Here is a 23,541-nt window from a genome sequence, read left to right as displayed (position 1 = left end):
GGAGGAATTATAGTGGCTGAAATTACATTCAAAGGCGGTCCGGTTACACTTGTCGGACAAGAAGTGAAGGTAGGAGATCAAGCTCCTGATTTCACAGTGCTGACTAACAGCCTTGAAGAAAAATCGTTAGCTGACATGAAAGGAAAGGTAACGATTATTTCTGTTATCCCTTCAATTGATACAGGTGTTTGTGATGCACAAACACGCCGTTTTAACGAAGAAGCTGCAAAGCTTGGAGATGTCAACGTCTACACAATCAGTGCAGACCTTCCATTTGCGCAAGCGCGCTGGTGCGGCGCTAACGGAATTGACAAAGTGGAAACACTGTCTGACCACAGAGATATGTCATTTGGCGAAGCGTTCGGTGTGTATATTAAAGAACTTCGTCTGCTTGCGCGTTCCGTATTTGTCCTTGATGAGAACGGAAAAGTCGTTTACGCTGAATATGTAAGCGAAGCAACAAACCACCCGAACTATGAAAAGCCAATTGAGGCTGCTAAGGCATTAGTGAAGTAAGCAGGGAAAAAAGCTCCAGGCTGCCGCCGGAGCTTTTTTCATGGCAAGGAGGAACACAATATGCAAAAAGACCATGTAGGTGCGGTGTATGAGCTGTTAAACGAAGCCGCGATTATGATAAAGAATGAATTGCAGATTTCATATATAGAGGCGCTGGCCGAAGCAGGAGAAATGTATTTTCTTGAAAAAACGGATCAGCTGAAACTGCCTGCTGATCAGAAAACCAAACAACTTCAGGCTCTGCTTGAAAAAGCGGAATTCGGCACGTATGAGCATGAGTGGGTACGCAAGGCTTTTCAGCTTGCCGTTCTTAAAGGAATGAAAGATATCTCCCATCCAAACAGACAAATGACGCCGGATACGATCGGGCTTTTCATCAGCTATTTGGTGAATAAGTTTATGGCGGACAAAAAGGAACTGACCATTCTTGATCCAGCCTTGGGAACTGGGAACCTTCTGTTTACCGTGCTGAACCAGCTGTCTGAAAAAACGGCAAATAGCTTTGGCATTGAAATTGATGATGTGCTCTTGAAGATCGCCTATGCCCAAGCGAACCTTCTGAAAAAAGAGCTTGAGCTTTTCCACCAGGACAGCCTTGAGCCGTTGTTTATCGATCCAGTTGACACGGTCATTTGTGATCTGCCAGTCGGCTATTATCCGAATGACGAAGGAGCAGAAGCGTTTGAGCTCAAAGCTGACGAAGGCCATTCCTTCGCTCATCATCTGTTTATTGAACAGAGCGTCAAGCATACCAAACCGGGCGGCTACTTATTTTTTATGATTCCGAATCATTTGTTTGAGAGCTCCCAAAGCGGCAAGCTGAAACAGTTTTTCAAAGATAAGGTTCATATCAACGCGCTGTTGCAGCTGCCAAAATCAATTTTTAAAGACGAAGCTCATGCCAAAAGCATCCTTGTGCTTCAGAAACAAGGAGAGAATACGAAAGCGCCGGGGCAAATTCTGCTTGCGAATCTTCCGTCTTTCTCCAATCAAAAGGCGATGCTTGATATGATGGCTCAATTTGATGAATGGTTTAAAAAAGAAAAGTAAATGTTTTAAAAGCAGCTTAGGCAGCCGTATGAGGTCGATGCCTAAGCTGCTTTTATTTATGCTTTTGAAGACCGGACTTGACGAATTGAATCCAGCTTTGAAACACAAAATACAGAGGGAAAAACCGCAAATTGTAAGCGTTCATCAATACAAAACCTATAGGGAATGTGTCTGAAAATAACGACTTCTTATTGTAAGCGTTATCAATACGCAAGTTGACTTGAAAAGCCGACATGACAATGTTTAAATGGAAAAGTCAGATATTTTTCGGAGAAGATGTTGATATTCACCGGGAAAAAAGTACGAAAAACGAAGTTGTTGATACAGAGTATAAAGGAGCGTCAATCATGTCCAAAATTATTGCAATTAACGCAGGAAGCTCGTCTTTGAAATTTCAGCTTTTCGAAATGCCTTCAGAAACCGTTTTAACGAAGGGTTTAGTTGAACGAATCGGTATCGCCGACAGCGTATTCACAATTTCTGTGAACGGCGAAAAAAATACAGAAGTAACTGATATTCCAGATCATGCGGTAGCTGTTAAAATGCTGCTGAATAAGTTAACGGAATTCGGCATTATTAAAGACTTGAATGAAATTGACGGAATTGGCCATCGTGTCGTTCACGGCGGAGAAAAATTCAGCGATTCTGTTTTATTAACGGATGAAACCATTAAGGAAATCGAAGATATTTCTGAATTGGCACCGCTTCACAATCCGGCAAATATCGTTGGAATTAAAGCGTTTAAAGAAGTGCTTCCAAATGTTCCTGCGGTAGCTGTATTTGATACAGCATTCCACCAAACAATGCCTGAGCAGTCTTACCTTTACAGCTTGCCGTATGAATACTATGAAAAATTCGGCATCCGTAAATACGGCTTCCACGGCACTTCACATAAATATGTAACTGAGCGTGCGGCAGAGCTTCTCGGCCGTCCGTTAAAAGACTTGCGCCTGATTTCCTGCCACCTTGGAAACGGAGCAAGTATTGCGGCTGTTGAAGGCGGAAAATCAATTGACACATCCATGGGCTTTACGCCGCTTGCCGGTGTAGCAATGGGCACACGCTCTGGAAACATCGACCCTGCCCTGATTCCATACATCATGGAGAAAACAGGCCAAACGGCTGACGAAGTACTGAATACATTAAACAAAAAAAGCGGACTGCTCGGCATTTCCGGTTTCTCAAGCGATCTTCGTGACATCGTTGAAGCAACGAAAGAAGGAAATGAGCGCGCGGAAACGGCTCTTGAAGTATTCGCAAGCAGAATCCACAAATACATCGGTTCTTACGCTGCAAGAATGAGCGGTGTAGATGCGATCATCTTTACTGCCGGTATCGGTGAAAACAGTGTGGAAGTCAGAGAACGCGTTCTTCGCGGTTTAGAATTCATGGGCGTATACTGGGACCCTGCGCTTAATAACGTGCGCGGCGAGGAAGCTTTCATCAGCTATCCGCATTCTCCGGTAAAAGTCATGATCATTCCAACTGATGAAGAAGTCATGATTGCGCGCGACGTTGTTCGTTTAGCAAAATAAATCGCATGAAAGCACATTCTCTTGAATGTGCTTTTTTGTTGATGCATGATAGTGACAGACAGAAAACATAAAAGAGGTGGGCCAATGAGCGTTCAAGAGCATAAACAAGAAGCTCCCGATATCGTTCGGTGCAAAGTGATTACTGTCAGTGACACGAGGACAGAGGAAACCGATAAAAGCGGCAAGCTGATGATCTCATTTTTAGAAGAAGCCGGTCATCATATTGCTGCATATGAAATTGTAAAAGACGAAAAGGATGCTTTGCAGCGGTCAGTGCTTGCGGGCTGCATGGATGAACAGACAGACGCGGTACTCTTAAACGGAGGGACAGGCATAGCAGATCGGGATGTCACAATTGAAGCCATTACGCCGCTGATTTCGAAAGAACTGCCCGGCTTTGGAGAAATATTCAGGATGCTGAGTTATACAGAGGATATTGGCTCTGCCGCAATCATGTCGAGAGCAACTGCCGGCGTCATTCAGCATACCGCTGTTTTCTCAACGCCAGGCTCAAGCGGCGCGGTAAAGCTGGCAATGAATAAGCTGATTATTCCCGAACTTGCGCATGTGGTCAGAGAAATCAGAAAAGACAAGTAAATGAATAAATACTACGAAACTTCACCTGAAATTTAGGTGAAGTTTTTTTTATAAAAGGCTTGAAAAAACGAAACGTACTTGTTAAAGTGTATACATACAAAAATGTATTTTTATTAAATATAATTTATTTTTATACAAAATAGAAACACGGTTGAGAGGGGATTATTATCATGTCAGAACAGAAAAAAGTCGTATTAGCATACTCAGGAGGTCTTGATACTTCCGTCGCAATAAAATGGCTTCAGGAGCAAGGATATAATGTAATCGCCTGCTGCCTGGATGTCGGTGAGGGCAAAGATTTGGCATTTGTTCAGCAGAAAGCGCTTGAAGTCGGCGCGACAAACTCCTACGTGATCGATGCAAAAGAAGAATTTGCACAGGATTACGCGCTTATCTCTTTGCAGGCCCACACGATGTATGAAGGAAAATACCCGCTTGTTTCGGCATTATCTCGACCGCTGATCGCGAAAAAACTGGTTGAAATTGCGGAAAAAGAAGATGCACAGGCGATTGCCCACGGATGCACAGGGAAAGGAAATGACCAGGTTCGTTTCGAAGTCTCCATTAAATCATTAAACCCTGACCTTGAAGTCATCGCGCCGGTTCGCGAATGGCAGTGGTCACGTGAAGAAGAAATTGAATATGCGGCTAGCCGCGGCATTCCGATTCCGATCAATCTTGACAGCCCGTATTCTATCGACCAAAACCTCTGGGGACGCGCCAATGAGTGCGGCATTTTAGAAGATCCATGGGCGGCGCCGCCAGAAGGTGCATACGATTTAACAGCTCCGCTGGAAAAAACGCCGGACACGCCGGAAGTGATTGAAATTGCATTTGAACAAGGCGTGCCTGTCTCCATTGATGGTGTTTCCTACTCGCTTTCTGAGCTGATCTTGAAGCTGAATGAAATGGCGGGCGCGCACGGTGTCGGACGTATCGACCACGTGGAAAACCGCCTCGTCGGCATTAAATCCCGGGAAGTATACGAATGCCCTGGTGCGATGACACTGATCAAAGCGCATAAAGAATTAGAAGATTTGACACTGGTGAAAGAGGTAGCCCACTTTAAACCGATCATCGAGCAAAAAATGTCAGAGATCATTTACAACGGCTTATGGTTCTCGCCGTTAAAAGATGCGCTGCACGCTTTCTTAAAAGAAACGCAAAAGCATGTCACAGGCATTGTCCGCGTGAAGCTGTTTAAAGGCCATGCAATTGTAGAAGGACGTAAATCGGAATACTCTCTATATGATGAAAAACTTGCAACATATACAAAAGACGATGCATTTGATCACCATGCAGCAATCGGATTTATCGAGCTTTGGGGACTTCCGACAAAAGTGAACAGCATCGTGAAAAAGAAGGAGCAGATTAAAGCATGAAGAAGCTTTGGGGAGGCCGATTTCAAAAAACACCGGAAAAATGGGTCGACGAGTTCGGCGCGTCTATATCATTTGACCAAAATTTAGTTGCTGAAGACATTACAGGGTCTCTCGCACATGCTGCCATGCTGAAAAAATGCGGTATTCTGACAGCTGAAGAAGAGCTGAAAATCCGAGAGGGCCTGAATACCCTTTTGCAAAAAGCAGAGGAGGGAGCATTGGAATTCTCAGTCGATTATGAGGATATTCATTTGAACATTGAGAAAATGCTCATTGACGAAATCGGTCCTCTTGGCGGCAAGCTGCATACCGGCAGAAGCCGGAATGACCAGGTGGCGACTGACATGCATTTATACTTGAAGAATCATGTCGGCCACATCATCGAGCTGATTGAGGCATTCCAAAGTGCGCTGATTGAAAAGGCGGAAGCGAACGTTGAAACGATTCTGCCGGGCTACACACATCTGCAGCGCGCCCAGCCGATTTCATTCGCTCACCATCTGCTTGCGTATTTCTGGATGCTTGAGCGCGACAAGGAGCGTTTTCAGGATTCGATGAAGCGGATTAACAAATCTCCGCTCGGCTGCGGGGCGCTCGCGGGAACAACCTTCCCAATCGACCGTGATTATTCAGCGGAACTGCTTGGCTTTGATGCCATTTATGAAAACAGCTTGGACGGCGTCAGCGACAGAGACTTCATTTTGGAGTTTTTAAGCAACAGCAGTATGCTGATGATGCACCTCTCCCGTTTCGCTGAAGAAATCATTTTATGGTGCTCGCAGGAGTTTAAATTCATCGAGCTTGACGATACGTACGCAACAGGAAGCAGCATGATGCCGCAAAAGAAAAACCCTGATATGGCGGAGCTGATCCGCGGCAAAACAGGACGCGTATACGGCGATATGATGGGTCTGTTTACGATTATGAAAGGACTTCCGCTCGCTTACAACAAAGATCTGCAGGAAGACAAAGAGGGCATGTTTGACACGGTGAAAACGGTGGAAGGCAGCCTGCAAATCTTCACAGGCATGATCCAAACAATGACTGTAAACAAAGACGTCATGAAGCAAGCAACAAAACAAGACTTTTCAAATGCGACGGAACTGGCGGATTATTTAGCTAAAAAGGGAATGCCGTTCAGAGAAGCGCATGAAGTGGTCGGGAAACTTGTGTACACATGCATCGAAAGAGGGATCTATTTAAGCGATATGCCGTTTGGCGAGTTTCAGCAGGCGAGCACACTATTCGAAGAAGATATTTACACTGTGTTAGACCCTTACTACGCAGTTGAAAAAAGAATGAGCGCCGGGGGCACCGGATTCAAACAGGTAAAGCAGGCGCTTGAAAAAGCGAAAGCTTGCGTGGAAGCTGGAGTTTGTTAAAATTTCCTTCATAAAATCCCGTCATTATAGCCAACCTACCTCTATAATGATGGGAGGCAGAAAGATGAAAAAAGAACCGGAACGCTATATTTATGATGAACAAGAAAGCCAGGAGACAACAAGGCTCATTTCAGAAGCATATCAAAGCGGTTATGTCGATATGCCTGATCAGGAGTCTTCATCTCCTGCAGAATAAGCTGTCTGTACAGGCAGCTTTTTTTGTATGCCAAAGTGTAAAAAGTGATATTGCAAGCCTTTTATAGTAAAGTAGAAGAAGAAACACTTTATTGAAAGCGGCGACGTTGCTTTGGGAGGTATTCATGTGCGACATGCTTTAATTACTGCCGGTTCGAAGGGTTTAGGCCGCAAAGTGACTGAAACGTTGCTTGCAAAGGGGTATTCAGTAACAGTCAATTACAGACAGGATGAGGAGGCAGTCAGCCGCCTGAAGGAAGCCTGTCCCGATTGTCTTGACCGGCTGCAATTTGTAAAAGGTGATGTCACCAAAAAAGAAGATCTGCTGCGTATTGCAGAGGCTGCCTTAAACCGCTTCGGAAGGATCGACTTTTTGATTAACAACGCGGGACCATACATATTTGAACGTAAAAAGTTAGCCGATTATACTGATGATGAATGGTATGGCATGCTGGAAGGAAATTTAAGCGCCGTCTTTCATTTATTCAAAGCGGTTATTCCTATTATGAGAAAACAGCAATTTGGACGCATCATTACGTACGGATTCCAAGGTGCGGCTCACGCGCCCGGCTGGCTTCACCGATCGGCATTTGGCGCTGCGAAAGTGGGCTTGGCTTCTTTGACGAAGACAATTGCCATTGAAGAAGCCGAATTCGGCATAACCGCCAACATGGTTTGCCCGGGAGACATTGTCGGCGACATGAAAGAAGCATCGATAGAGGAAGCCAGAATGCGAATCGGCAAAGAAAAAACGCCGATAGGAAGATCCGGTACAGGCGAGGATATCGCCCGGATTATCGCTTTCTTGTGTGAGGAGAACTCAGACCTTGTGACAGGGACTGTCATTGAAGCCACCGGTGGCCTCAATGTCATTAACAAGAATCAAACAACATAAGTTTTTCAGCTTTTTAAAAAGGGAAAATAAAAAAATCAAAATCATGTGACGAGGTGAAAGAAATGAAAGTGACATATCACGGACATTCTGTAATCACAGTGGAAACGAAGGACCATCATATTATTTTTGATCCGTTTTTAACAGGGAATTCATTAACGGATATAAAGCCGGAGGATGTAAAAGCGGATGTCATCTTACTAACGCACGGGCACAATGACCATGTCGGTGATACTGAACAAATCGCCAAGCAAAATAACGCGTTGGTTATAGCCCCGAACGAGCTCGCTGTGTACTTAGGCTGGAAAGGCTTGAATGTTCATCCAATGCATATTGGCGGCTCCCGCCAGTTCGATTTTGGAAAAGTGAAGCTCACACAGGCCTTTCATGGATCAGCCATCACAGATGAAGAAAACAAAACGATCACTTACACAGGCATGCCTGCCGGTATTTTGCTGACTGTAGAAGATAAAACGATTTTCCACGCGGGCGATACGGCTCTTTTCTCTGATATGAAACTCATTGGCGAATTGAATCATATCGACCTTGCTTTCCTTCCGATTGGCGATAACTTTACGATGGGGCCTGAAGACGCCAAGCTTGCCGCTGAATGGCTGCGCGCAAAACAGGTCGTGCCGGTGCATTACAATACATTCCCGGTCATCGAACAAGACCCAGAAGCATTCGCTGACAGCCTGCCGGGCGGAGTCGGCAAAGTCATGTCGGTCGGTGAGGCGATCGAGCTTTAAACCGTGAAACCATCTCCTGATGAATCAGGAGGTGGTTTTTATTTTTTCAGTTATCCTGTAATGGTCTTATCAGAGGTTCCTTCCAATTCTTTGCTGTGCTGCTGAAAACGTTTGGTTATCCGGGCGATCAAGTCCTTCGTGGCGCGGTCAAAATGATCTTCTTTTTGATTTGTCAACAGCCCTATGGGCGGTGTGATATCCAGGTTCAGAATTGGAATGACTTTAGTGCCGTTGAACGGTTTAGAATGTGCGGTGCTGGTAAAGATTGAAATTCCGATGTTTTCACGTACGTAATATTCATGTGACATGCTGCTTGTGAGCTCCATTTTTTTGTAGCGATTCCCGAGTTCTCTATGTAAGTGCTGTTCAATTTGTAAGCGAATGGGGCAATTGGCGGGCGTAAATATGAAGCGCTCTTCTGCTAAATCAGACAAATGGACAGCCTTCTTCTCAGCGAGCGGATGTTGATCAGATACAATCACATTTAATGTGTCATAAAAAAATGGATGGTAGTAATTTTCAAGAATCAGCTCCGGCTCGCCGCAGACTGCAAAATCAATCGTCCCGTCTAAAAGCTTTTGACTGCAAGTATTGGCGTCATCAACCTTGATATTAACCGTTATCTTTGGGTAATCCTTTAAGAAATCCTTTAAAATCTCGGGGAATATCAGACTGGCGGTTGGCTCTGAAACCCCTATGTTGATAATGCCTGCCTCTTCTTCCTTTAAGTCGGAGAGGTTGTGTTTAAGCGCCTCGTATTGCATCAAAAGATCTCCTGTTCGTTCATAAAAAAGTTTCCCTGCTTTTGTCAACTGCAGGCTTTTTCCTCTTTCAAACAGCAGTACGCCTAAATCCTGCTCCAATTGCTTCATACGCATCGATATCGTCGGCTGCGAGTAGTTGAGTATTTCTGCAGCTTTATAGAAGCTTCCAAATTTTACAATCGTATGAAACGTTTTGATTGAGCGTAACTCCAATGTGCTCCCTCCTGTTTTTCATCATTAAAAATACTGAAGTGAAGGTTTACTTTTTTTGATTAGTCAAAGATCAGAGTATGCTTTATAGTATAAACAATAAAAGCTTAGTAAACAAATAGGAATTATATATTTTGTGAAGAGGAGTGACAAAAATGAGTGAGGATATTTTTCGACTGGCAACTGTTGAAGATGCACCGGAGCTGTTGAAACTGGTTAACAGCGCATTTCAGCCCATTCGGCAGCTGGATATTGATTGGCCATCCACGAGGGCTGATATCCAAATGGTATCAGAAAATATTGAACATCATTCAGCGATTGTGCTGGAGCGGGATGGGAAGCTGATTTCAACGATTACAATCAGGTTCCCGTGGGAGAGTGAGACGCCTCCTTCAAAATATCCGTTTGTATGGTGGTTTGCGACACTGCCGGAATATAAAGGGCAAGGCGCCGGAAGTAAGCTGCTTACGTATGTTGAAGAAAAAGTGCTTCGAGATATGCTGAAGGCTCCTGCGCTGACACTCGGCACATCGGCGCGCAAGCATCCTTGGCTTGCTGACATGTACAGAAGGAGAGGGTATGAAGTGTATTTTGAGCAGGAAAAAGACGGGGACATAGGTGTGATGATGCACAAGGTTTTGATTCCGGAACGATTTAACCCAACGCTTTTAGGTGCGCCCAGCTGGGCATGATGTGAGGCAGCCTATGAATAAGCGTAAAGGATTGGTTTTGCTGCTGTCAGTGTTTGCATTACTTGGCGGGGGATGTTCGCAAACAAATAACAAAACAGATCGTCAGGCTCAAACGGTCATAGTCGGCACTGGAACGGATTTTCCGAATATTGCGTTTTTAAATGAAAAAGGCGATTTGACCGGGTATGACATTGAAGTGATGAAAGCCATCGATAAGGAGTTGCCTCAATATACATTTGAATTTAAAACAATGGATTTCTCAAATTTGCTGACGAGTCTCGGAAATAAAAAAATTGATGTGATTGCGCACAATATGGCCAAAAATAAAGAACGAGAAAAGCGTTTTTTGTATCATAAAGTCCCATATAACTACTCGCCGATGTACATCACGGTGAAAGAGGATAATCACAAGATTCATACATTAAAAGACTTACACGGAAAAACAGTCATAGTTGGCGCCACGTCAAATGCGGCAGATTATATTACAAAGTACAACAAAACGCACGGCAGCCCGATTCATTTGAAATATGCGGGACAGGGAAGCAATGACACCGCCAATCAAATTGAAACCGGGCGCGCAGATGCAACGATAGCTACACCGTTTGCCGTCGATTTTCAGAATAAAACGCACGCCTTCCGCCAAAAGACAGTCGGTGACGTGTTATTAGATACCGAGGTGTACTTTATGTTTAATAAAGGCAGCCAAACCTTGGCGGATGACACGGATCAAGCGATTAAAAAGCTGGAGAAAAAAGGAACGCTAAAAAAACTAAGCCGAAAATGGCTCGGGGCAGATTATTCAAAATCAAGTTTTGAAAAATAAATGGGGCGATGAGATGAAAACGAAAGCAGCATTCATGGCAATATTATTTTCGCTTATAACAGTTCTGTCAGCTTGCGGTGCAGGCAGTCAAACGACGGGAGCCGGGCAAAAGAAGGTACAGACAATCACGGTCGGAACTGGAACCCAATTCCCGAATATTTGCTTTATCGATGAAAAAGGCGATTTAACCGGTTATGATGTCGAACTGATCAAAGAGCTTGATAAGCGCCTGCCACATTATAAATTCACATTTAAAACGATGGAATTTTCCAACCTGCTTGTCAGCCTCGGACAGCATAAAGTCGATATCGTGGCACATCAAATGGAGAAAAGCAAAGAGCGTGAGAAAAAATTTCTGTTTAACAAGGTTGCTTACAACCATTTTCCTTTAAAAATTACTGTGCTTCAAAATAACGATACGATCCGTGGAATTGAAGACTTAAAAGGAAAACGGGTGATTACGAGTGCAACCTCCAACGGAGCGCTTGTACTGAAAAAATGGAATGAGGATAATGGACGGCCGTTTGAGATTGCCTATGAGGGCCAAGGCGCAAATGAGACTGCGAATCAGCTGAAATCGGGGCGTGCGGACGCTACGATCTCAACGCCTTTTGCAGTAGACTTTCAAAACAAGACGAGCGCTATTAAAGAAAAAACCGTCGGTCATGTGCTTTCAAATGCCAAAGTGTATTTTATGTTTAACAAAAATGAACAAACGTTAAGTGATGATATTGATAAAGCCTTACAGGAAATCATTGATGACGGAACGCTGAAAAGGCTTAGTTTGAAAAGGCTTGGTGACGACTATTCCAAAGAGCAGTATTAGGTAAAAAGAGAGGGAGCAGTGATGGAAAAAGCGTTTGATATGAACATGATTGGAGATTTTGTGCCGACGTTAACCGCTTATTTACCGGTTACATTATACATTTTAACACTGTCCTTGCTTTTCGGTTTTGTATTAGGACTCTTTCTGGCACTGCCCCGCATCTACAATATTCCAATTGTAAATCAATTGGCAAAAGTGTATATCTCATTTTTTAGGGGAACGCCTATCATGGTGCAGCTTTTCATCGTGTTTTACGGAATTCCGGCACTTACGGGGCTTATCGGGATTGATACATCAAAAATGGACCCGTTTTATGCTGCTGTCGCAACCTACGCGTTAAGCAATGCAGCCGCAGCCGCAGAAATCATTCGAGCGGGGGTGGGCAGTGTAGATAAAGGCCAAACGGAAGCGGCGTACAGTATTGGCTTAAGCGGTAGTCAGGCCTTCAGGCGAATCGTTCTGCCCCAGGCACTTGTCCAGGCGTTTCCGAATATGGGAAACATGGTGATCAGTTCCTTAAAAGATACATCTCTAGCTTTTTCAATAGGTGTTATGGATATGTCCGGAAGAGGCCAAACACTGATTACCTCAAGCAAACCATTCTCTTGAAGTTTACATTGCGCTATCGATTGTTTATTATGCTGTAGCGGTTTTATTCGAATGGTTCTTTCGAGTGGCAGAAAAACGAATCAAGAAGAATCAAACAAGGATTGTTACTGTTTTTGACATGAACATACATTGATATATTTCTTCGGATGAGGGGGGAGAAGATTGCAATTTGACTTTCCATTTATCGTTTCCGCCATGAAAGAAATGGTAAAGACCATTCCTCTGACATTGATGATGGCTGTTTTGCCGATTGTGTTTGGATTTCTCGTGGCTCTTGGAAATATAATTGTTAGAATTTTTAGAATTAAGGGCTTGGTGGCTTGCTCAAGGTTTTATGTGTCTTTCTTTCGAAGTACACCTGCAATTCTTCACATTATGTTGATTTATTTAGGGATACCTCCTGTTGCAGATCAAGTCAGCAGTTTTTTTCATCTCGGCTGGTCCGCCAATGAGATACCGGTCTCCATGTTTGTCATCATGGCCTTGTCTTTAACTGCCGGAGCTTATCTCACAGAAATCATCCGGTCAGGCATTCTGGCGATGGATACCGGACAGGTCGAAGCGGCTTATTCAATCGGCTTGACACACAGCCAAACCTTTCGGCGTGTAATATTGCCGCAGGCGCTGATGGTTTCCATCCCAAACTTCACAAATTTGGGTATCGGCTTTTTGCATACCACCTCTATCGCGGCTATAGTGGCTGTCCCAGAGATTACAGGGACGGCGACTATCGTTGCTTCTGATAATTATGCATTTTTAGAAGCGTTTATCGGAGCAGCGATTATCTATTGGGTGCTGACTCTAATCCTAGAATCCGTAAATGGAGTATTAGAGAGAAAGGCAGCCAGATTTCAAGGAGGCACTTTATGATTGAGATTAAAAATATCCATAAACAGTTTGGCATCCACCATGTATTAAAAGGGATAAATCTCACGGTACGCAAGGGAGAAGTTGTGACGATTATCGGGCCGAGCGGATCAGGGAAAACCACCTTTTTACGGTGCCTGAATTTATTAGAACGTCCAGACGAAGGGATCATTTCTATACATGACAAAGTGATTAATTGCCGCTTTCCGTCCAAAAAAGAGGTTCACTGGCTCAGAAAACAGACGGCAATGGTATTTCAGCAATACCACCTGTTTGCTCACAAAACGGTGATTGAAAATGTCATGGAGGGCTTGACGATTGCCCGGAAAATGAGAAAACAAGACGCGTATGCCGTAGCGGAAAATGAACTGAGAAAGGTCGGGCTTCAAGATAAATTGAACGCTTATCCGAGTCAGTTATCGGGAGGACAAAAGCAGAGGGTTGGGATAGCAAGGGCGCTTGCCATTCATCCTGATGTGCTGCTGTTCGATGAGCCGACGGCAGCGCTTGACCCGGAGCTGGTCGGTGAAGTGCTTGAGGTAATGCTGGAAATCGTAAAAACCGGGGCCACCATGATTGTTGTTACACATGAAATGGAGTTTGCAAGAAGGGTCTCTGATCAAGTTGTTTTTATGGATGAAGGAGTCATTGTTGAACAAGGAACCCCGGAGGAAGTCTTCCGCCATACCAAAAAAGACAGAACGAGGCAGTTTCTCCGCCGTGTTTCGCCGGAATATTTATTTGAACCAAAAGAACACATAAAGGAGCCGGTGATATGATCCGCTTAAGTATTTTAGACCAAAGCTTGATTGGTGAAGGGGAGACAGCAGCTGATACGTTACAGCATACAGTGAAATTGGCACAAGTGGCTGAAGAGTGTGGATATCACCGATTTTGGGTGGCCGAACATCACAATAATGATGAGATTGCAGGGTCTGCCCCCGAGGTTCTTTTAGGCTATCTTGCTGCAAGCACAAGAAAAATTCGTTTAGCATCAGGCGGAGTGATGCTGCAGCATTACAGCTCTTATAAAGTAGCGGAGCAATTCCATCTTCTATCAGCGTTAGCTCCCGGCCGTATAGATCTTGGAGTGGGCAAAGCGCCCGGCGGGTTTCAGCTGTCCACAGACGCGCTGCAGGCCGAATATGAAAAACCGGTGCGTCAGTTTGATGAAAAACTGGAGGAGCTTACTCATTTCGTTCGGGACGATTTTCCTGATACCCACCGCTATGCCGCATTGCGTCCTAGGCCGCAGGTTGATCGGAAGCCGGGTATTTTTCTATTGGGAGGAAGCGCAGAGAGTGCCATTTCGGCTGCAAAACTGGGAATCTCTTTTGTCTTTGCTTACTTTATTAACGGTGAAGAGGAAGTGCTGAAGGAAGCCCGCCGAGCATTTGACGCGCATCTCCCGCCAGGATCTGAGGCTGAATTTCATCTTGCCCCCGCTGTTTTTGCGGCACATACAAAAGAAGAAGCGGAAAAACATATTGTGTCGCGTGAATCGATAAAAGTGGTTTTGAAAGACGGGCGTAAGGTCAACGTCGGTTCCCGCGAACAGGCTGAGGCCTATCTGGAAAACGTCACAGAGCCCTATGACATCATCGTGCAAAAAACCGGGATTATTGCCGGAACAAAGGAAGAAGTGGCAGAAGAATTAACACGTTTATCAGGCACATACAAAATCAATGATTTTGTTATTTTTACACCGATCAAAAATGCTGTAGAAAAACAGCTGTCTTATCAGCTGCTGAGCGATGCAGTTTTAGCTGCAAAACGTTAAGGAGGGACAGAAGAATGAGTGCTGTTTTGAACATTGTGGTTTGGAGTAAAAAAGGCTGTTCGTATTTTGAGGAAGTCAAGAATTATTTGAATGAAACAGGGTTCCCGTTCCAAAATATCGATGTTTCAGAGAAAGAGGAACTTCGAGATATTTTACAGGTGAAATATGGGGTACGCCATGTGCCTGTGGTCGAAATCGGGCGCGGCAATCAGTATCAAGGGATAACTGAAATCGGCATTGAACACCTTGATCTTGCACTTGCTAATCATGCACAGATAAAGGAGTCAAAAAGATGACACGTTCAGATTTTATTCAGTTTGGAGCCATAATTCACGGTGTCGGGGGAACAACTGACGGCTGGCGTCATCCCGATATTGATCCCTCGGCCAGCACGAATATTGAATTTTACATGAAAAAGGCGCAAACAGCCGAAAAAGGCTTGTTTAGTTTTATTTTCATTGCAGACGGCTTATTTATTTCTGAAAAATCGATTCCTCATTTTTTAAACCGTTTTGAACCGATCACCATTTTATCTGCGCTGGCATCGGTTACCAAAAATATTGGTTTAGTAGGGACGTTCTCTACATCTTTTACTGAGCCATTCACTATCTCCAGACAATTGATGTCGCTGGACCATATCAGCGGGGGCAGGGCTGGCTGGAATCTTGTTACTTCTCCGCAGGAAGGAGCGGCGCGCAACCATAGTAAGTCTAATTTGCCAGAACATACTGAACGTTACGAGATCGCACAAGAGCATTTGGATGTTGTGCGCGGGCTGTGGAATTCCTGGGAGCATGACGCATTTATACACAATAAGAAAACAGGGCAGTTTTTCGATCCGGCGAAGCTTCATCGCCTGAATCATAAAGGAAAGTATTTTCAAGTAGAGGGGCCCTTGAATATCGGGCGCTCTAAGCAGGGAGAGCCTGTAGTGTTTCAAGCGGGTTCATCAGAAACAGGCCGGCAGTTTGCTGCTAAAAATACGGATGCGATTTTTACCCATTCCAATTCATTAGAAGAGACAAAAGCGTTTTATGCGGATGTGAAAAGCCGAGCTGTTGATGAAGGGCGTGATCCTTCAAGTGTGCGGATTTTTCCAGGGATCAGCCCGATTGTGGCAGATACGGAAGAAGAGGCGGAAAAGAAGTATCGTGAATTTGCAGAATTGATACCGATTGAAAATGCTGTTACTTATTTGGCCCGTTTTTTTGATGATTATGATCTGAGTGTTTACCCGTTGGATGAGCCATTTCCCGATATTGGCGATGTGGGAAAGAATGCGTTTCAAAGCACAACAGACCGGATTAAGAGAGAAGCAAAAGCCAGAAATCTGACGTTGCGGGAGGTAGCACAGGAAATGGCTTTTCCACGGCCTCTATTTATCGGCACACCAGAGCGTGTCGCATCCTTAATTGAAACTTGGTTCAACGCTGAGGCGGCGGATGGGTTTATCATTGGGTCGGATATACCGGGAACACTTGATGCTTTTGTAGAAAAGGTGATTCCGATTCTTCAAGAAAGAGGGCTGTATCGTCAAGATTATCGCGGCGGGACATTGCGGGAAAATCTCGGTCTTGGCATTCCGCAGCATCAATCCGTTTTACATTCATCACATCAATAGGTTTCGTCTGATCGAATGCGGAAGCTGAGAGGGGAGGCTGACTTTTTTGACGGTCATTGCCGGTACGGTTGTGAAAGGAAAACAATTAGGCAGAAAGCTTGGATTCCCCACGGCAAATGTAGATGCAAAAATGCATGGGCTGCGTAATGGAGTTTATGGAGTTCTGGCGACAGTCAATCACCAATTTCATTTAGGGGTTATGAATATCGGTGTGAAACCGACGGTGGGCTCTAACCTTAAAAGGACATTGGAGATTTTTTTGTTTGACTTTCATAGAGACATCTATGGAGAAAAAATCGAATGCAGCATTCTCTTTAAAATTAGAGAAGAAAGAAGGTTTGATTCTTTGGAGTCTTTAACAAAGCAAATTAAAAAGGATATTTCGTGCGTTGCAAAACGCTTTGAGCTGATTGGGATTATGGCACCGAACAAAAAAGAAAGCCTGCTTTCCCATCAGGAGTTAAATCTTCCGGATCTCTGCTTTTACAAGAAATGTAACAACCTATATGGCGTCAATCGAGGCGTATACAATGTCATTGATAACTGGTTTTTTGAGTACGGAATTACACAAGTAGCTTACAGGCGCATTTATATTTTATCTTTTTTAAGCTTTTTGAAAGAAGATAATCCGAAAGTTTCCAGCAAGTATATAAGATTTGGGGCGGGCGGTCTTGCTGATAAATTGAACCGATTTATTTCATCTTATGTTGAAGAGTCTGAAGAAAATATATTGGGATAGGGAAAGGAGCGGAACATATGTCTTTGGATTATTGGAGAAATATAGAAGGCTCCTATCCATATCAGACTACAGGAAATGACATCCTGAAGTTGAAAGAGGAGTATAATCCCGTAAATCTCTCAACGCTAGAAAAGCAGCTCATTGGCATTCGCCGGCACCTGCACCAATATCCTGAACTGTCAAAAGAAGAATTTGAAACAACTGCTTTTATAAAAAAATGCCTTAAAGAAAAGGGGATACAGATTCGCCCTACTGCTCTAAAAACGGGTGTGTTCGCAGACATAGCAGGGGAGTCAGAAGGTCCGGCGATTGCTTTGAGGGCTGATATTGACGCCTTGCCAATTGAAGAAAAAACAGGATTGCCTTATGCGTCTAAACATAAAGGGATCATGCATGCGTGCGGTCATGATTTTCATACGGCAGCGCTTCTTGGTGCGGCCTTTTTATTGAAGGAAAATCAAGACAGACTGAAAGGAAAGATTCGTTTATTATTTCAGCCGGCAGAGGAAGCGGGTGCAGGCGCTGCAAAAGTGATAGAGGACGGCCAACTGGATGGCATTGATGCGGTTATTGGACTTCACAATAAACCGGATATCGCGGTTGGGACTGTAGGGTTAAAAACAGGCCCGCTTATGGCTGCTGTTGACCGATTTAAAGTAGAGATAGAAGGGAAAGGCGCTCATGCAGCATTGCCGCATAATGGTTTTGATCCAATTGTCGGCGCTTCTCAGCTTATTGTCGCCCTGCAAACGATTGTGAGCAGAAATGTAAACCCGCTGCAAAGCGCGATTTTAACCGTAGGGAAAATCAACGGCGGCAGCACTTGGAATGTCATTTCGGATACAGTTGTCATTGAGGGCACTGTTCGTACATTTGATTCAGAGGTTCGTGATCAAGTGAAACAGCGTTTTTGGGCAGTCACAGAGCAGATTTCTGCCGCTTTCTCGTTAAAGGCAAATGTGAAGTGGCATTCCGGACCGCCGCCGCTTTGTAATGATGAGGCAATTACGGGGCTGGTGCGAGACGCTGCGCATAAAGCGAAACTTCAAGTCATTGATCCCGACCCATCAACCGCGGGGGAAGATTTTGCTTATTATCTTGAGCATATTCCGGGATCCTTTGCGTTTTTTGGAACAGACGGTGATCATGATTGGCACCACCCTGCATTTACAATTGATGAAACTGCCATTATCAACGCCTCTTATTTTTTATATGAAAGCGCCAAGAGATTGTTAGATTCGAATGAAGAGTCAAAAATATCTGATTGATATAGATGGGGTGTTCTGATGAAGAAATTAATCGTTTTTGCATTTATTGGTTTATTGTCGCAGTTAATAGACGGTTCGTTAGGTATGGCTTATGGGGTTACCTCAACTTCTTTGTTATTGGCGTTTGGCATCACACCTGCTGTGGCTTCGGCTTCTGTCCATTTAGCGGAAGTCGTAACGACTGCCGCATCGGGAGTGTCGCATATTAAATTTGGCAATGTTGACAAACAAACCGTTTATCAGCTTGTCATTCCCGGCTCTATAGGCGCTTTTTTAGGCGCGGCATTCCTCAGCCAATTACCTGGAGATGTGGCGAAACCCTATATTTCTTTGTTTTTGCTCCTTCTGGGCGGATATGTATTGATCAGGTTTTTATTTCAATATAAGCCGGCTCTTGAGAAGAAGCATGTGCCGTTAAACCGAAAACAATCCATCCCATTGGGAGTGATCGCTGGTTTTGCAGATGCCACAGGCGGAGGCGGCTGGGGGCCGGTGACCACTCCGATTTTATTATCCCGCAAAGGCTTGAGCCCGAGGAAAGTTGTCGGGACTGTAGACACAAGTGAATTTGCCATCGCCGTATCTGCAACTGCCGGTTTTCTTATTTCATTAGGATGGGAGGACGTCAATTGGTTATGGGTGTTTTCACTAATGGCCGGCGGAATTATCGCTGCCCCTATCGCAGCATGGCTGGTGCAGAAGTTTCATCCGCAATTGATGGGTGTACTTGTAGGAGGATTTATTATTCTGGTAAATGCCAGAACATTAATCAGTGAATGGATCACAAACACAGCTGTTTATCCATTGATCTATACGGTCATAGGGGCGATATGGCTATTCGCAGTTTTATTTGTTTTATCTAAAATAGGGAATCGAAATATTGTTAAGACAGCGGTTGATATCCATTTAAAAGAAAAATAAAGGCTTTTCCGCTTTACGATGTAAAAGGAATCACGAGGTCCTTGCGCTTGACTGGAACGAAATCAACGCTGTAAGAAGCCGGTCGGGCTTCTTTTTTATTTTCCAGCCTCATTGCGTATAAATCCTTTGAAACCTTATAATAAAAACAAGAAGACTGTCCTTAGAGGTGAAAGGCTTGGCAACGAAGCATGAACAAATTTTAACGTATATCGATTCACTGCCTGTCGGTGAAAAAATTTCTGTCCGAAGAATTGCAAAGGAAATGAAAGTAAGCGAAGGAACCGCGTACAGAGCGATCAAGGAAGCAGAGAATAAAGGGTTTGTCAGCACGATTGAACGTGTGGGCACAATCAGAATTGAACAAAAGAAAAAAGAGAACATTGAAAAGCTTACCTATGCAGAGGTTGTAAATGTTATAGACGGACAAGTGCTCGGAGGCAGGGCAGGGCTCCATAAGACATTGAATAAATTCGTCATCGGCGCGATGGAGCTTGACGCGATGATGCGTTACACCGCAGCGGGGAATCTTTTGATTGTCGGAAACAGAATCAATGCACACAGGCAGGCGCTTGAAGCGGGCGCGGCCGTATTGGTGACCGGGGGCTTTAACACGGATGACAGCATTGTGCAGCTGGCAGATGAGCTTGAACTGCCGATTTTATCCACGAGCTATGACACCTTTACAGTTGCCGCGATGATTAACCGGGCAATTTATGACCAGCTGATCAAAAAAGAAATTGTTTTGGTGGAGGACATCCTAACACCTGCTGACCGCACGGTATATCTTTCGCCTAAGGATAAACTTGAAAAATGGTATGAGAAAAATTTTGAAACGGGGCACGGACGCTTCCCGGTTGTCGACGATCAAATGAAAATCCATGGCATTCTGACATCAAAAGATATTGCTGGCCATGACCGAAATGCATCTATAGAAAAAGTTATGACCAAAAATCCCGTCACGGTTATTGGGAAAACATCTGTCGCTTCAGCTGCGCAAACGATGGTATGGGAAGGGATCGAAGTGCTTCCCGTCACTGACGGCCACCAAAAACTCATCGGCATGATCAGCCGCCAAGACGTATTGAAAGCTCTTCAAATGATTCAAAAGCAGCCGCAGGTCGGAGAGAAGCTTGATGATATCGTTTCAAGGGGGTTTAAAGATGAGGGTGATGATAAAGAAAATCAAACGGTTTACGAGTATGAAGTCACGCCGCAAATGACAAATCAGCTTGGAACCATTTCTTATGGCGTATTTACGACTATTTTGACGCAAGCGGCAAACCGATTTTTGCGCTCGAAAAAACGCGGCGAACTCGTCATAGAGAGCATCACCATCTTCTTTTTGAAGCCTGTGCAGATGGAATCAGTCATCGAAGTCAAACCTCGCATCTTGGAGGCCGGCAGAAAGTTTGGGAAAATGGAAGTGGAAGTGCACAGCCAAGGTCATATCGTGTCTAAAGCGATGCTGATGGTTCAGCTGATGGAAAGAAGCTAAGGGACGTTCAGGCGCCCCTTACGCGTGATCTCTTTCAGCTTCTTTGGCGTGAAGGGGATTGTAATGCCTGAAGGCCTTATAACCTGCCCAAGCGCTTCCTGCTCCTATGACGATAAAGATACCGCCGATTACTAACGTTAATACTGAATGGAATAATATCATTTGGTTGAGCCCGTAGAACAGGACTAGTGACCCTAAGGCCATGCTTGATTTTGCTGAACATATTTCTTTTGCCAAAGATGGCTTTGCCCGTACGCCTTTTACTTTATAGTACACATAAAAGCAGGCTGAAAGCCCAATCAAAAAAACAAGAACCAGCATAAATGAAATCCTCCATCGTAAAAGTTTACAAACCCATTTTATACAAAAACGGGCTTGGTTTTGACGTTATTTTTCTTTTCCGTCGGCAGAGAATGTGATTTAATGAATAAAAACAATAAAGGAGTATCAAATGAAAACAGAATTGATCAGAACCATATCATTATATGACACGATTATCTTACATAGACATGTGCGTCCTGATCCGGATGCCTACGGATCACAGTGCGGGCTTACGGAAATCCTGCGTGAAACATATCCTGAAAAAAATATTTTTGCGGTCGGCACGCCTGAACCGTCCCTCTCTTTCTTATATTCCCTCGATGAGGTGGACAATGAAACATATGAAGGCGCACTTGTCATTGTCTGCGATACGGCAAATCAGGAAAGAATCGACGATCAGCGTTATCCTTCAGGCGCCAAACTAATGAAAATCGACCACCATCCGAACGAAGATCCATACGGTGACCTTCTCTGGGTCGATACAAGCGCCAGCTCAGTAAGTGAAATGATTTACGAGCTGTATTTAGAAGGAAAAGAGCACGGCTGGAAGCTGAATACGAAAGCGGCAGAGCTGATCTACGCCGGCATTGTTGGAGATACCGGACGCTTTTTATTTCCGAATACCACGGAAAAAACATTAAAATATGCAGGCGAGCTCATTCAGTATCCATTCTCTTCCTCAGAGTTATTTAATCAATTGTATGAAACAAAACTGAATGTGGTGAAGCTTAACGGCTTTATCTTTCAAAATGTGTCTTTGTCCGAAAACGGGGCTGCTTCTGTTTTCATCAAGAAGGATACGCTTGAAAAATTCGGCACAACGGCTTCTGAAGCGTCGCAGCTTGTCGGGACGCTTGGCAATATCTCAGGTATTCGCGCCTGGGTGTTTTTCGTAGAAGAAGACGATCAAATCAGAGTCAGATTCCGTTCGAAGGGGCCTGTCATTAACGGACTTGCCCGGAAATATAACGGCGGAGGGCATCCGTTTGCTTCAGGCGCCTCTATTTACAGTTGGGATGAAGCTGATCGGATTTTAGCTGATCTGGAAACATTATGTAAAGAACACGAGTAGAGGGGAGACCCTCTCTCTTAGTGTTCATCTGTGACGGGGATGAACCAGCAGCCGAAATCAGTAAGGTCCTCGTAGACTTGGAGATTGTGTGATTGAAGTTCTTTTTTGATGAGGGAAGCGAGTGAGTTTGTTTCGGCATATGCAGAAAAACCTTGTCTGAGACGGGCTGCTTGATCTTTTGCTAACTGACGGTCACTGTAAACCTCCATTTCCCTTCCTCCTTCCTTTCGCCATTAAGCCTCACATATAGTTTATAAAAAAGAATGGGAAAAAGCGACAGAAGTTTGGAGAATTTGAAAAAAATCCATAATTATGTGGCGAAAGATATTTCAAGTTCCACTGTCAGCCTCGTATAAATAATCAATTCTCTGACGGTTGCCTCGTATTTTTTTTCATTGATCATATAGACTTTATTTTCAATTGTCCGCTTCAAGAGATCCTTTGTTTGATAGACGCTCTCTATGTCTTTTGTAATCACCTCTGAAATATCATCCTTTACATGCTCCTCGAATTTCGTTTTATCCGGCTGTGATATTTTATATTTATCCCCATTCAGCAATTTGACGCTGACGCTTTGAATTAGCAGTTTTCTTTTATTATCTTCATTCAGTTTATGGAGATCTTCCTGATAGATCGAAATTTGATTGTTCAAGTCTTTTACATGCTCTTTTTGCTTTTCGATGAGGCTGACCTGCTCCTCTTGGAATGTTCCGTAGGTAAACAGGAAAAAGAACCAGCTGATTACGGCTCCGCACATCATTCCCGCGAAAAAACGCTGCCATCCCGGTTTTTTGTAATGCTGGGGGACCCTCATGAAGAAAGATGCTCCTGGGTCAGCCATGATATAATAAGCCAGCCGCTTTGCGCGCCTCCCATGGCCGAAATAATTAAAAGAAGCTGTTTAAAGATATCTCTCGTATTGCCTTCGAGTATGCCGCGTTCAAAGCTGTATACCGCATCAAAGGTGCCTCCGATAGCTGCGACAAGCGCCCATATTTTTAACCGGTTGGCAAGCTTTGTAATGGCTGTAAGCGGGGGTTCGCCTGCCAAATATGCTCCGAGCCCTCCAATGAGTGCGCCCCCGATCAGCACCCCTAACGCAATGAAGTAGCTATTGATAAAATTCACCATAAATCCTGCTTCCTGATCCATCTTTATCACCTCACCTTTTATATCATATTGAGCTTTCAGGACAAGTATGATGATGAGTCAAAAAAGAACATTTGTTTCTTTTG

At 44.2% G+C, this 23,541-nt stretch carries 28 protein-coding genes and 1 pseudogene; 24 read left to right on the top strand and 5 right to left on the bottom strand.

Annotated elements, in window-relative coordinates; genetic code table 11:
* Positions 1–12 precede the first annotated feature (12 nt).
* From tpx to NYE56_RS14695, 10 genes are all read left to right on the top strand, one after another.
* On the top strand, positions 13–516 hold the full coding sequence (tpx, locus tag NYE56_RS14740) for a thiol peroxidase (RefSeq protein ID WP_003223506.1): 504 nt from the start codon (positions 13–15) through the stop codon (positions 514–516).
* A gap of 60 nt (positions 517–576) precedes the next feature.
* Positions 577–1,566 carry a class I SAM-dependent methyltransferase gene (locus NYE56_RS14735; protein ID WP_003229346.1) on the top strand — a complete coding sequence of 330 codons (990 nt, stop codon included), beginning with the start codon at positions 577–579 and terminating at the stop codon, positions 1,564–1,566.
* On the top strand, positions 1,538–1,741 hold the full coding sequence (locus NYE56_RS14730; protein ID WP_123372909.1) for a hypothetical protein: 204 nt from the start codon (positions 1,538–1,540) through the stop codon (positions 1,739–1,741). The genes NYE56_RS14735 and NYE56_RS14730 overlap by 29 nt, the downstream gene beginning before the upstream one ends.
* Before the next feature lie 172 nt (positions 1,742–1,913).
* On the top strand, positions 1,914–3,101 hold the full coding sequence (locus NYE56_RS14725; protein WP_003223511.1) for an acetate kinase: 1,188 nt from the start codon (positions 1,914–1,916) through the stop codon (positions 3,099–3,101).
* A gap of 84 nt (positions 3,102–3,185) precedes the next feature.
* Entirely contained in the window at positions 3,186–3,698 is a 513-nt protein-coding gene (locus tag NYE56_RS14720; protein ID WP_268555667.1) for a MogA/MoaB family molybdenum cofactor biosynthesis protein, read from the top strand.
* Positions 3,699–3,868: 170 nt separating this feature from the next.
* Positions 3,869–5,080, top strand: coding sequence for an argininosuccinate synthase (locus NYE56_RS14715; protein WP_003229357.1), 1,212 nt, complete (start codon positions 3,869–3,871; stop codon positions 5,078–5,080).
* Positions 5,077–6,462: an argininosuccinate lyase gene (gene argH / locus NYE56_RS14710; RefSeq protein WP_341284025.1), complete on the top strand. Its 1,386-nt coding sequence runs from the start codon at positions 5,077–5,079 to the stop codon at positions 6,460–6,462. The genes NYE56_RS14715 and argH overlap by 4 nt, the downstream gene beginning before the upstream one ends.
* 64 nt (positions 6,463–6,526) lie before the next feature.
* Entirely contained in the window at positions 6,527–6,658 is a 132-nt protein-coding gene (locus NYE56_RS14705; protein ID WP_009967976.1) for a hypothetical protein, read from the top strand.
* Between the two features lie 126 nt (positions 6,659–6,784).
* Positions 6,785–7,552, top strand: a complete 768-nt coding sequence (locus NYE56_RS14700) for an SDR family oxidoreductase (protein WP_004398521.1) — start codon at positions 6,785–6,787, stop codon at positions 7,550–7,552.
* A 62-nt stretch (positions 7,553–7,614) separates the two neighbouring features.
* The gene (locus tag NYE56_RS14695) at positions 7,615–8,298 is read left to right on the top strand and encodes a metal-dependent hydrolase (protein WP_268555669.1); all 684 of its coding nucleotides are present in this window, start codon (positions 7,615–7,617) and stop codon (positions 8,296–8,298) included.
* Positions 8,299–8,348: 50 nt separating this feature from the next.
* Here NYE56_RS14695 and ytlI read toward each other — a convergent pair whose 3' ends face one another.
* A complete protein-coding gene (ytlI, locus tag NYE56_RS14690) occupies positions 8,349–9,275 on the bottom strand; it encodes a LysR family transcriptional regulator YtlI (protein WP_268555670.1) in 927 nt (308 codons plus the stop codon).
* A 152-nt stretch (positions 9,276–9,427) separates the two neighbouring features.
* On the opposite strand from ytlI, the gene snaA reads away from it, so the two are divergent.
* The 13 genes and pseudogenes from snaA (at position 9,428) to NYE56_RS14625 (ending at position 20,913) form a co-directional block, all read left to right on the top strand.
* Positions 9,428–9,964 carry an N-acetyltransferase SnaA gene (gene snaA, locus NYE56_RS14685; protein WP_160244741.1) on the top strand — a complete coding sequence of 179 codons (537 nt, stop codon included), beginning with the start codon at positions 9,428–9,430 and terminating at the stop codon, positions 9,962–9,964.
* A gap of 13 nt (positions 9,965–9,977) precedes the next feature.
* A complete protein-coding gene (gene tcyJ, locus NYE56_RS14680; RefSeq protein ID WP_251187625.1) occupies positions 9,978–10,787 on the top strand; it encodes a sulfur-containing amino acid ABC transporter substrate-binding protein TcyJ in 810 nt (269 codons plus the stop codon).
* 13 nt (positions 10,788–10,800) lie between these two features.
* Positions 10,801–11,613, top strand: a complete 813-nt coding sequence (gene tcyK, locus NYE56_RS14675; RefSeq protein ID WP_341284024.1) for a sulfur-containing amino acid ABC transporter substrate-binding protein TcyK — start codon at positions 10,801–10,803, stop codon at positions 11,611–11,613.
* A 21-nt stretch (positions 11,614–11,634) separates the two neighbouring features.
* Positions 11,635–12,355 (top strand): annotated as a pseudogene (gene tcyL / locus NYE56_RS14670) (sulfur-containing amino acid ABC transporter permease TcyL).
* Between the two features lie 29 nt (positions 12,356–12,384).
* Positions 12,385–13,092: a sulfur-containing amino acid ABC transporter permease TcyM gene (tcyM, locus tag NYE56_RS14665; RefSeq protein ID WP_015714510.1), complete on the top strand. Its 708-nt coding sequence runs from the start codon at positions 12,385–12,387 to the stop codon at positions 13,090–13,092.
* Complete coding sequence (gene tcyN / locus NYE56_RS14660; RefSeq protein WP_004398701.1) at positions 13,089–13,868, top strand: sulfur-containing amino-acid ABC transporter ATP-binding protein TcyN; 780 nt, start codon at positions 13,089–13,091, stop codon at positions 13,866–13,868. Before tcyM ends, tcyN begins: the two co-directional genes overlap by 4 nt.
* Positions 13,865–14,869, top strand: coding sequence for an LLM class flavin-dependent oxidoreductase (locus tag NYE56_RS14655; protein WP_268555672.1), 1,005 nt, complete (start codon positions 13,865–13,867; stop codon positions 14,867–14,869). Before tcyN ends, NYE56_RS14655 begins: the two co-directional genes overlap by 4 nt.
* Before the next feature lie 14 nt (positions 14,870–14,883).
* The gene (locus NYE56_RS14650; RefSeq protein ID WP_341284023.1) at positions 14,884–15,165 is read left to right on the top strand and encodes a glutaredoxin family protein; all 282 of its coding nucleotides are present in this window, start codon (positions 14,884–14,886) and stop codon (positions 15,163–15,165) included.
* The gene (locus tag NYE56_RS14645) at positions 15,162–16,490 is read left to right on the top strand and encodes an LLM class flavin-dependent oxidoreductase (RefSeq protein WP_341284022.1); all 1,329 of its coding nucleotides are present in this window, start codon (positions 15,162–15,164) and stop codon (positions 16,488–16,490) included. Before NYE56_RS14650 ends, NYE56_RS14645 begins: the two co-directional genes overlap by 4 nt.
* Positions 16,491–16,536: 46 nt before the next feature.
* On the top strand, positions 16,537–17,229 hold the full coding sequence (gene ribR, locus NYE56_RS14640; RefSeq protein ID WP_160221739.1) for an RNA-binding riboflavin kinase RibR: 693 nt from the start codon (positions 16,537–16,539) through the stop codon (positions 17,227–17,229).
* A gap of 17 nt (positions 17,230–17,246) precedes the next feature.
* A complete protein-coding gene (sndA, locus tag NYE56_RS14635; RefSeq protein WP_341284021.1) occupies positions 17,247–18,497 on the top strand; it encodes an S-alkyl-N-acetyl-metabolite deacetylase SndA in 1,251 nt (416 codons plus the stop codon).
* Between the two features lie 18 nt (positions 18,498–18,515).
* Complete coding sequence (locus NYE56_RS14630; protein WP_341284020.1) at positions 18,516–19,418, top strand: sulfite exporter TauE/SafE family protein; 903 nt, start codon at positions 18,516–18,518, stop codon at positions 19,416–19,418.
* A gap of 175 nt (positions 19,419–19,593) precedes the next feature.
* Complete coding sequence (locus tag NYE56_RS14625; RefSeq protein WP_217019409.1) at positions 19,594–20,913, top strand: CBS domain-containing protein; 1,320 nt, start codon at positions 19,594–19,596, stop codon at positions 20,911–20,913.
* Positions 20,914–20,931: 18 nt separating this feature from the next.
* On the opposite strand, the gene NYE56_RS14620 is transcribed toward NYE56_RS14625, so the two are convergent.
* Positions 20,932–21,234, bottom strand: a complete 303-nt coding sequence (locus NYE56_RS14620; protein ID WP_003229401.1) for a YtpI family protein — start codon at positions 21,232–21,234, stop codon at positions 20,932–20,934.
* A gap of 130 nt (positions 21,235–21,364) precedes the next feature.
* On the opposite strand from NYE56_RS14620, the gene nrnA reads away from it, so the two are divergent.
* Positions 21,365–22,306, top strand: a complete 942-nt coding sequence (gene nrnA / locus NYE56_RS14615; RefSeq protein ID WP_134156553.1) for a bifunctional oligoribonuclease/PAP phosphatase NrnA — start codon at positions 21,365–21,367, stop codon at positions 22,304–22,306.
* Positions 22,307–22,323: 17 nt separating this feature from the next.
* Here nrnA and NYE56_RS14610 read toward each other — a convergent pair whose 3' ends face one another.
* From NYE56_RS14610 to ytrH, 3 genes are all read right to left on the bottom strand, one after another.
* Positions 22,324–22,515 carry a hypothetical protein gene (locus tag NYE56_RS14610; RefSeq protein ID WP_003229407.1) on the bottom strand — a complete coding sequence of 64 codons (192 nt, stop codon included), beginning with the start codon at positions 22,513–22,515 and terminating at the stop codon, positions 22,324–22,326.
* Between the two features lie 101 nt (positions 22,516–22,616).
* Positions 22,617–23,120, bottom strand: coding sequence for a sporulation membrane protein YtrI (gene ytrI, locus NYE56_RS14605; RefSeq protein WP_003229408.1), 504 nt, complete (start codon positions 23,118–23,120; stop codon positions 22,617–22,619).
* Positions 23,117–23,458: a sporulation membrane protein YtrH gene (ytrH, locus tag NYE56_RS14600; RefSeq protein WP_003229410.1), complete on the bottom strand. Its 342-nt coding sequence runs from the start codon at positions 23,456–23,458 to the stop codon at positions 23,117–23,119. The genes ytrI and ytrH overlap by 4 nt, the downstream gene beginning before the upstream one ends.
* Positions 23,459–23,541: the final 83 nt, after the last annotated feature.

This window comes from Bacillus sp. FSL R5-0603 (assembly GCF_038050295.1).
Lineage (GTDB): Bacteria > Bacillota > Bacilli > Bacillales > Bacillaceae > Bacillus > Bacillus subtilis.
Note: the sequence above shows the minus strand (reverse complement) of the source record. Positions and strands in the feature narration are given on the sequence as shown.

Coding starts and splice junctions, on each gene's coding strand:
- NYE56_RS14735 (WP_003229346.1), top strand. CDS start 577: ATGCAAAAAGACCATGTAGGTGCGGTGTATGAGCTGTTAAACGAAGCC.
- NYE56_RS14725 (WP_003223511.1), top strand. CDS start 1,914: ATGTCCAAAATTATTGCAATTAACGCAGGAAGCTCGTCTTTGAAATTT.
- NYE56_RS14720 (WP_268555667.1), top strand. CDS start 3,186: ATGAGCGTTCAAGAGCATAAACAAGAAGCTCCCGATATCGTTCGGTGC.
- NYE56_RS14715 (WP_003229357.1), top strand. CDS start 3,869: ATGTCAGAACAGAAAAAAGTCGTATTAGCATACTCAGGAGGTCTTGAT.
- argH (WP_341284025.1), top strand. CDS start 5,077: ATGAAGAAGCTTTGGGGAGGCCGATTTCAAAAAACACCGGAAAAATGG.
- NYE56_RS14705 (WP_009967976.1), top strand. CDS start 6,527: ATGAAAAAAGAACCGGAACGCTATATTTATGATGAACAAGAAAGCCAG.
- NYE56_RS14695 (WP_268555669.1), top strand. CDS start 7,615: ATGAAAGTGACATATCACGGACATTCTGTAATCACAGTGGAAACGAAG.
- snaA (WP_160244741.1), top strand. CDS start 9,428: ATGAGTGAGGATATTTTTCGACTGGCAACTGTTGAAGATGCACCGGAG.
- tcyJ (WP_251187625.1), top strand. CDS start 9,978: ATGAATAAGCGTAAAGGATTGGTTTTGCTGCTGTCAGTGTTTGCATTA.
- tcyK (WP_341284024.1), top strand. CDS start 10,801: ATGAAAACGAAAGCAGCATTCATGGCAATATTATTTTCGCTTATAACA.
- tcyN (WP_004398701.1), top strand. CDS start 13,089: ATGATTGAGATTAAAAATATCCATAAACAGTTTGGCATCCACCATGTA.
- NYE56_RS14655 (WP_268555672.1), top strand. CDS start 13,865: ATGATCCGCTTAAGTATTTTAGACCAAAGCTTGATTGGTGAAGGGGAG.
- NYE56_RS14650 (WP_341284023.1), top strand. CDS start 14,884: ATGAGTGCTGTTTTGAACATTGTGGTTTGGAGTAAAAAAGGCTGTTCG.
- NYE56_RS14645 (WP_341284022.1), top strand. CDS start 15,162: ATGACACGTTCAGATTTTATTCAGTTTGGAGCCATAATTCACGGTGTC.
- sndA (WP_341284021.1), top strand. CDS start 17,247: ATGTCTTTGGATTATTGGAGAAATATAGAAGGCTCCTATCCATATCAG.
- NYE56_RS14630 (WP_341284020.1), top strand. CDS start 18,516: ATGAAGAAATTAATCGTTTTTGCATTTATTGGTTTATTGTCGCAGTTA.
- NYE56_RS14620 (WP_003229401.1), bottom strand. CDS start 21,234: ATGCTGGTTCTTGTTTTTTTGATTGGGCTTTCAGCCTGCTTTTATGTG.
- nrnA (WP_134156553.1), top strand. CDS start 21,365: ATGAAAACAGAATTGATCAGAACCATATCATTATATGACACGATTATC.
- NYE56_RS14610 (WP_003229407.1), bottom strand. CDS start 22,515: ATGGAGGTTTACAGTGACCGTCAGTTAGCAAAAGATCAAGCAGCCCGT.
- ytrI (WP_003229408.1), bottom strand. CDS start 23,120: ATGAGGGTCCCCCAGCATTACAAAAAACCGGGATGGCAGCGTTTTTTC.
- ytrH (WP_003229410.1), bottom strand. CDS start 23,458: ATGGATCAGGAAGCAGGATTTATGGTGAATTTTATCAATAGCTACTTC.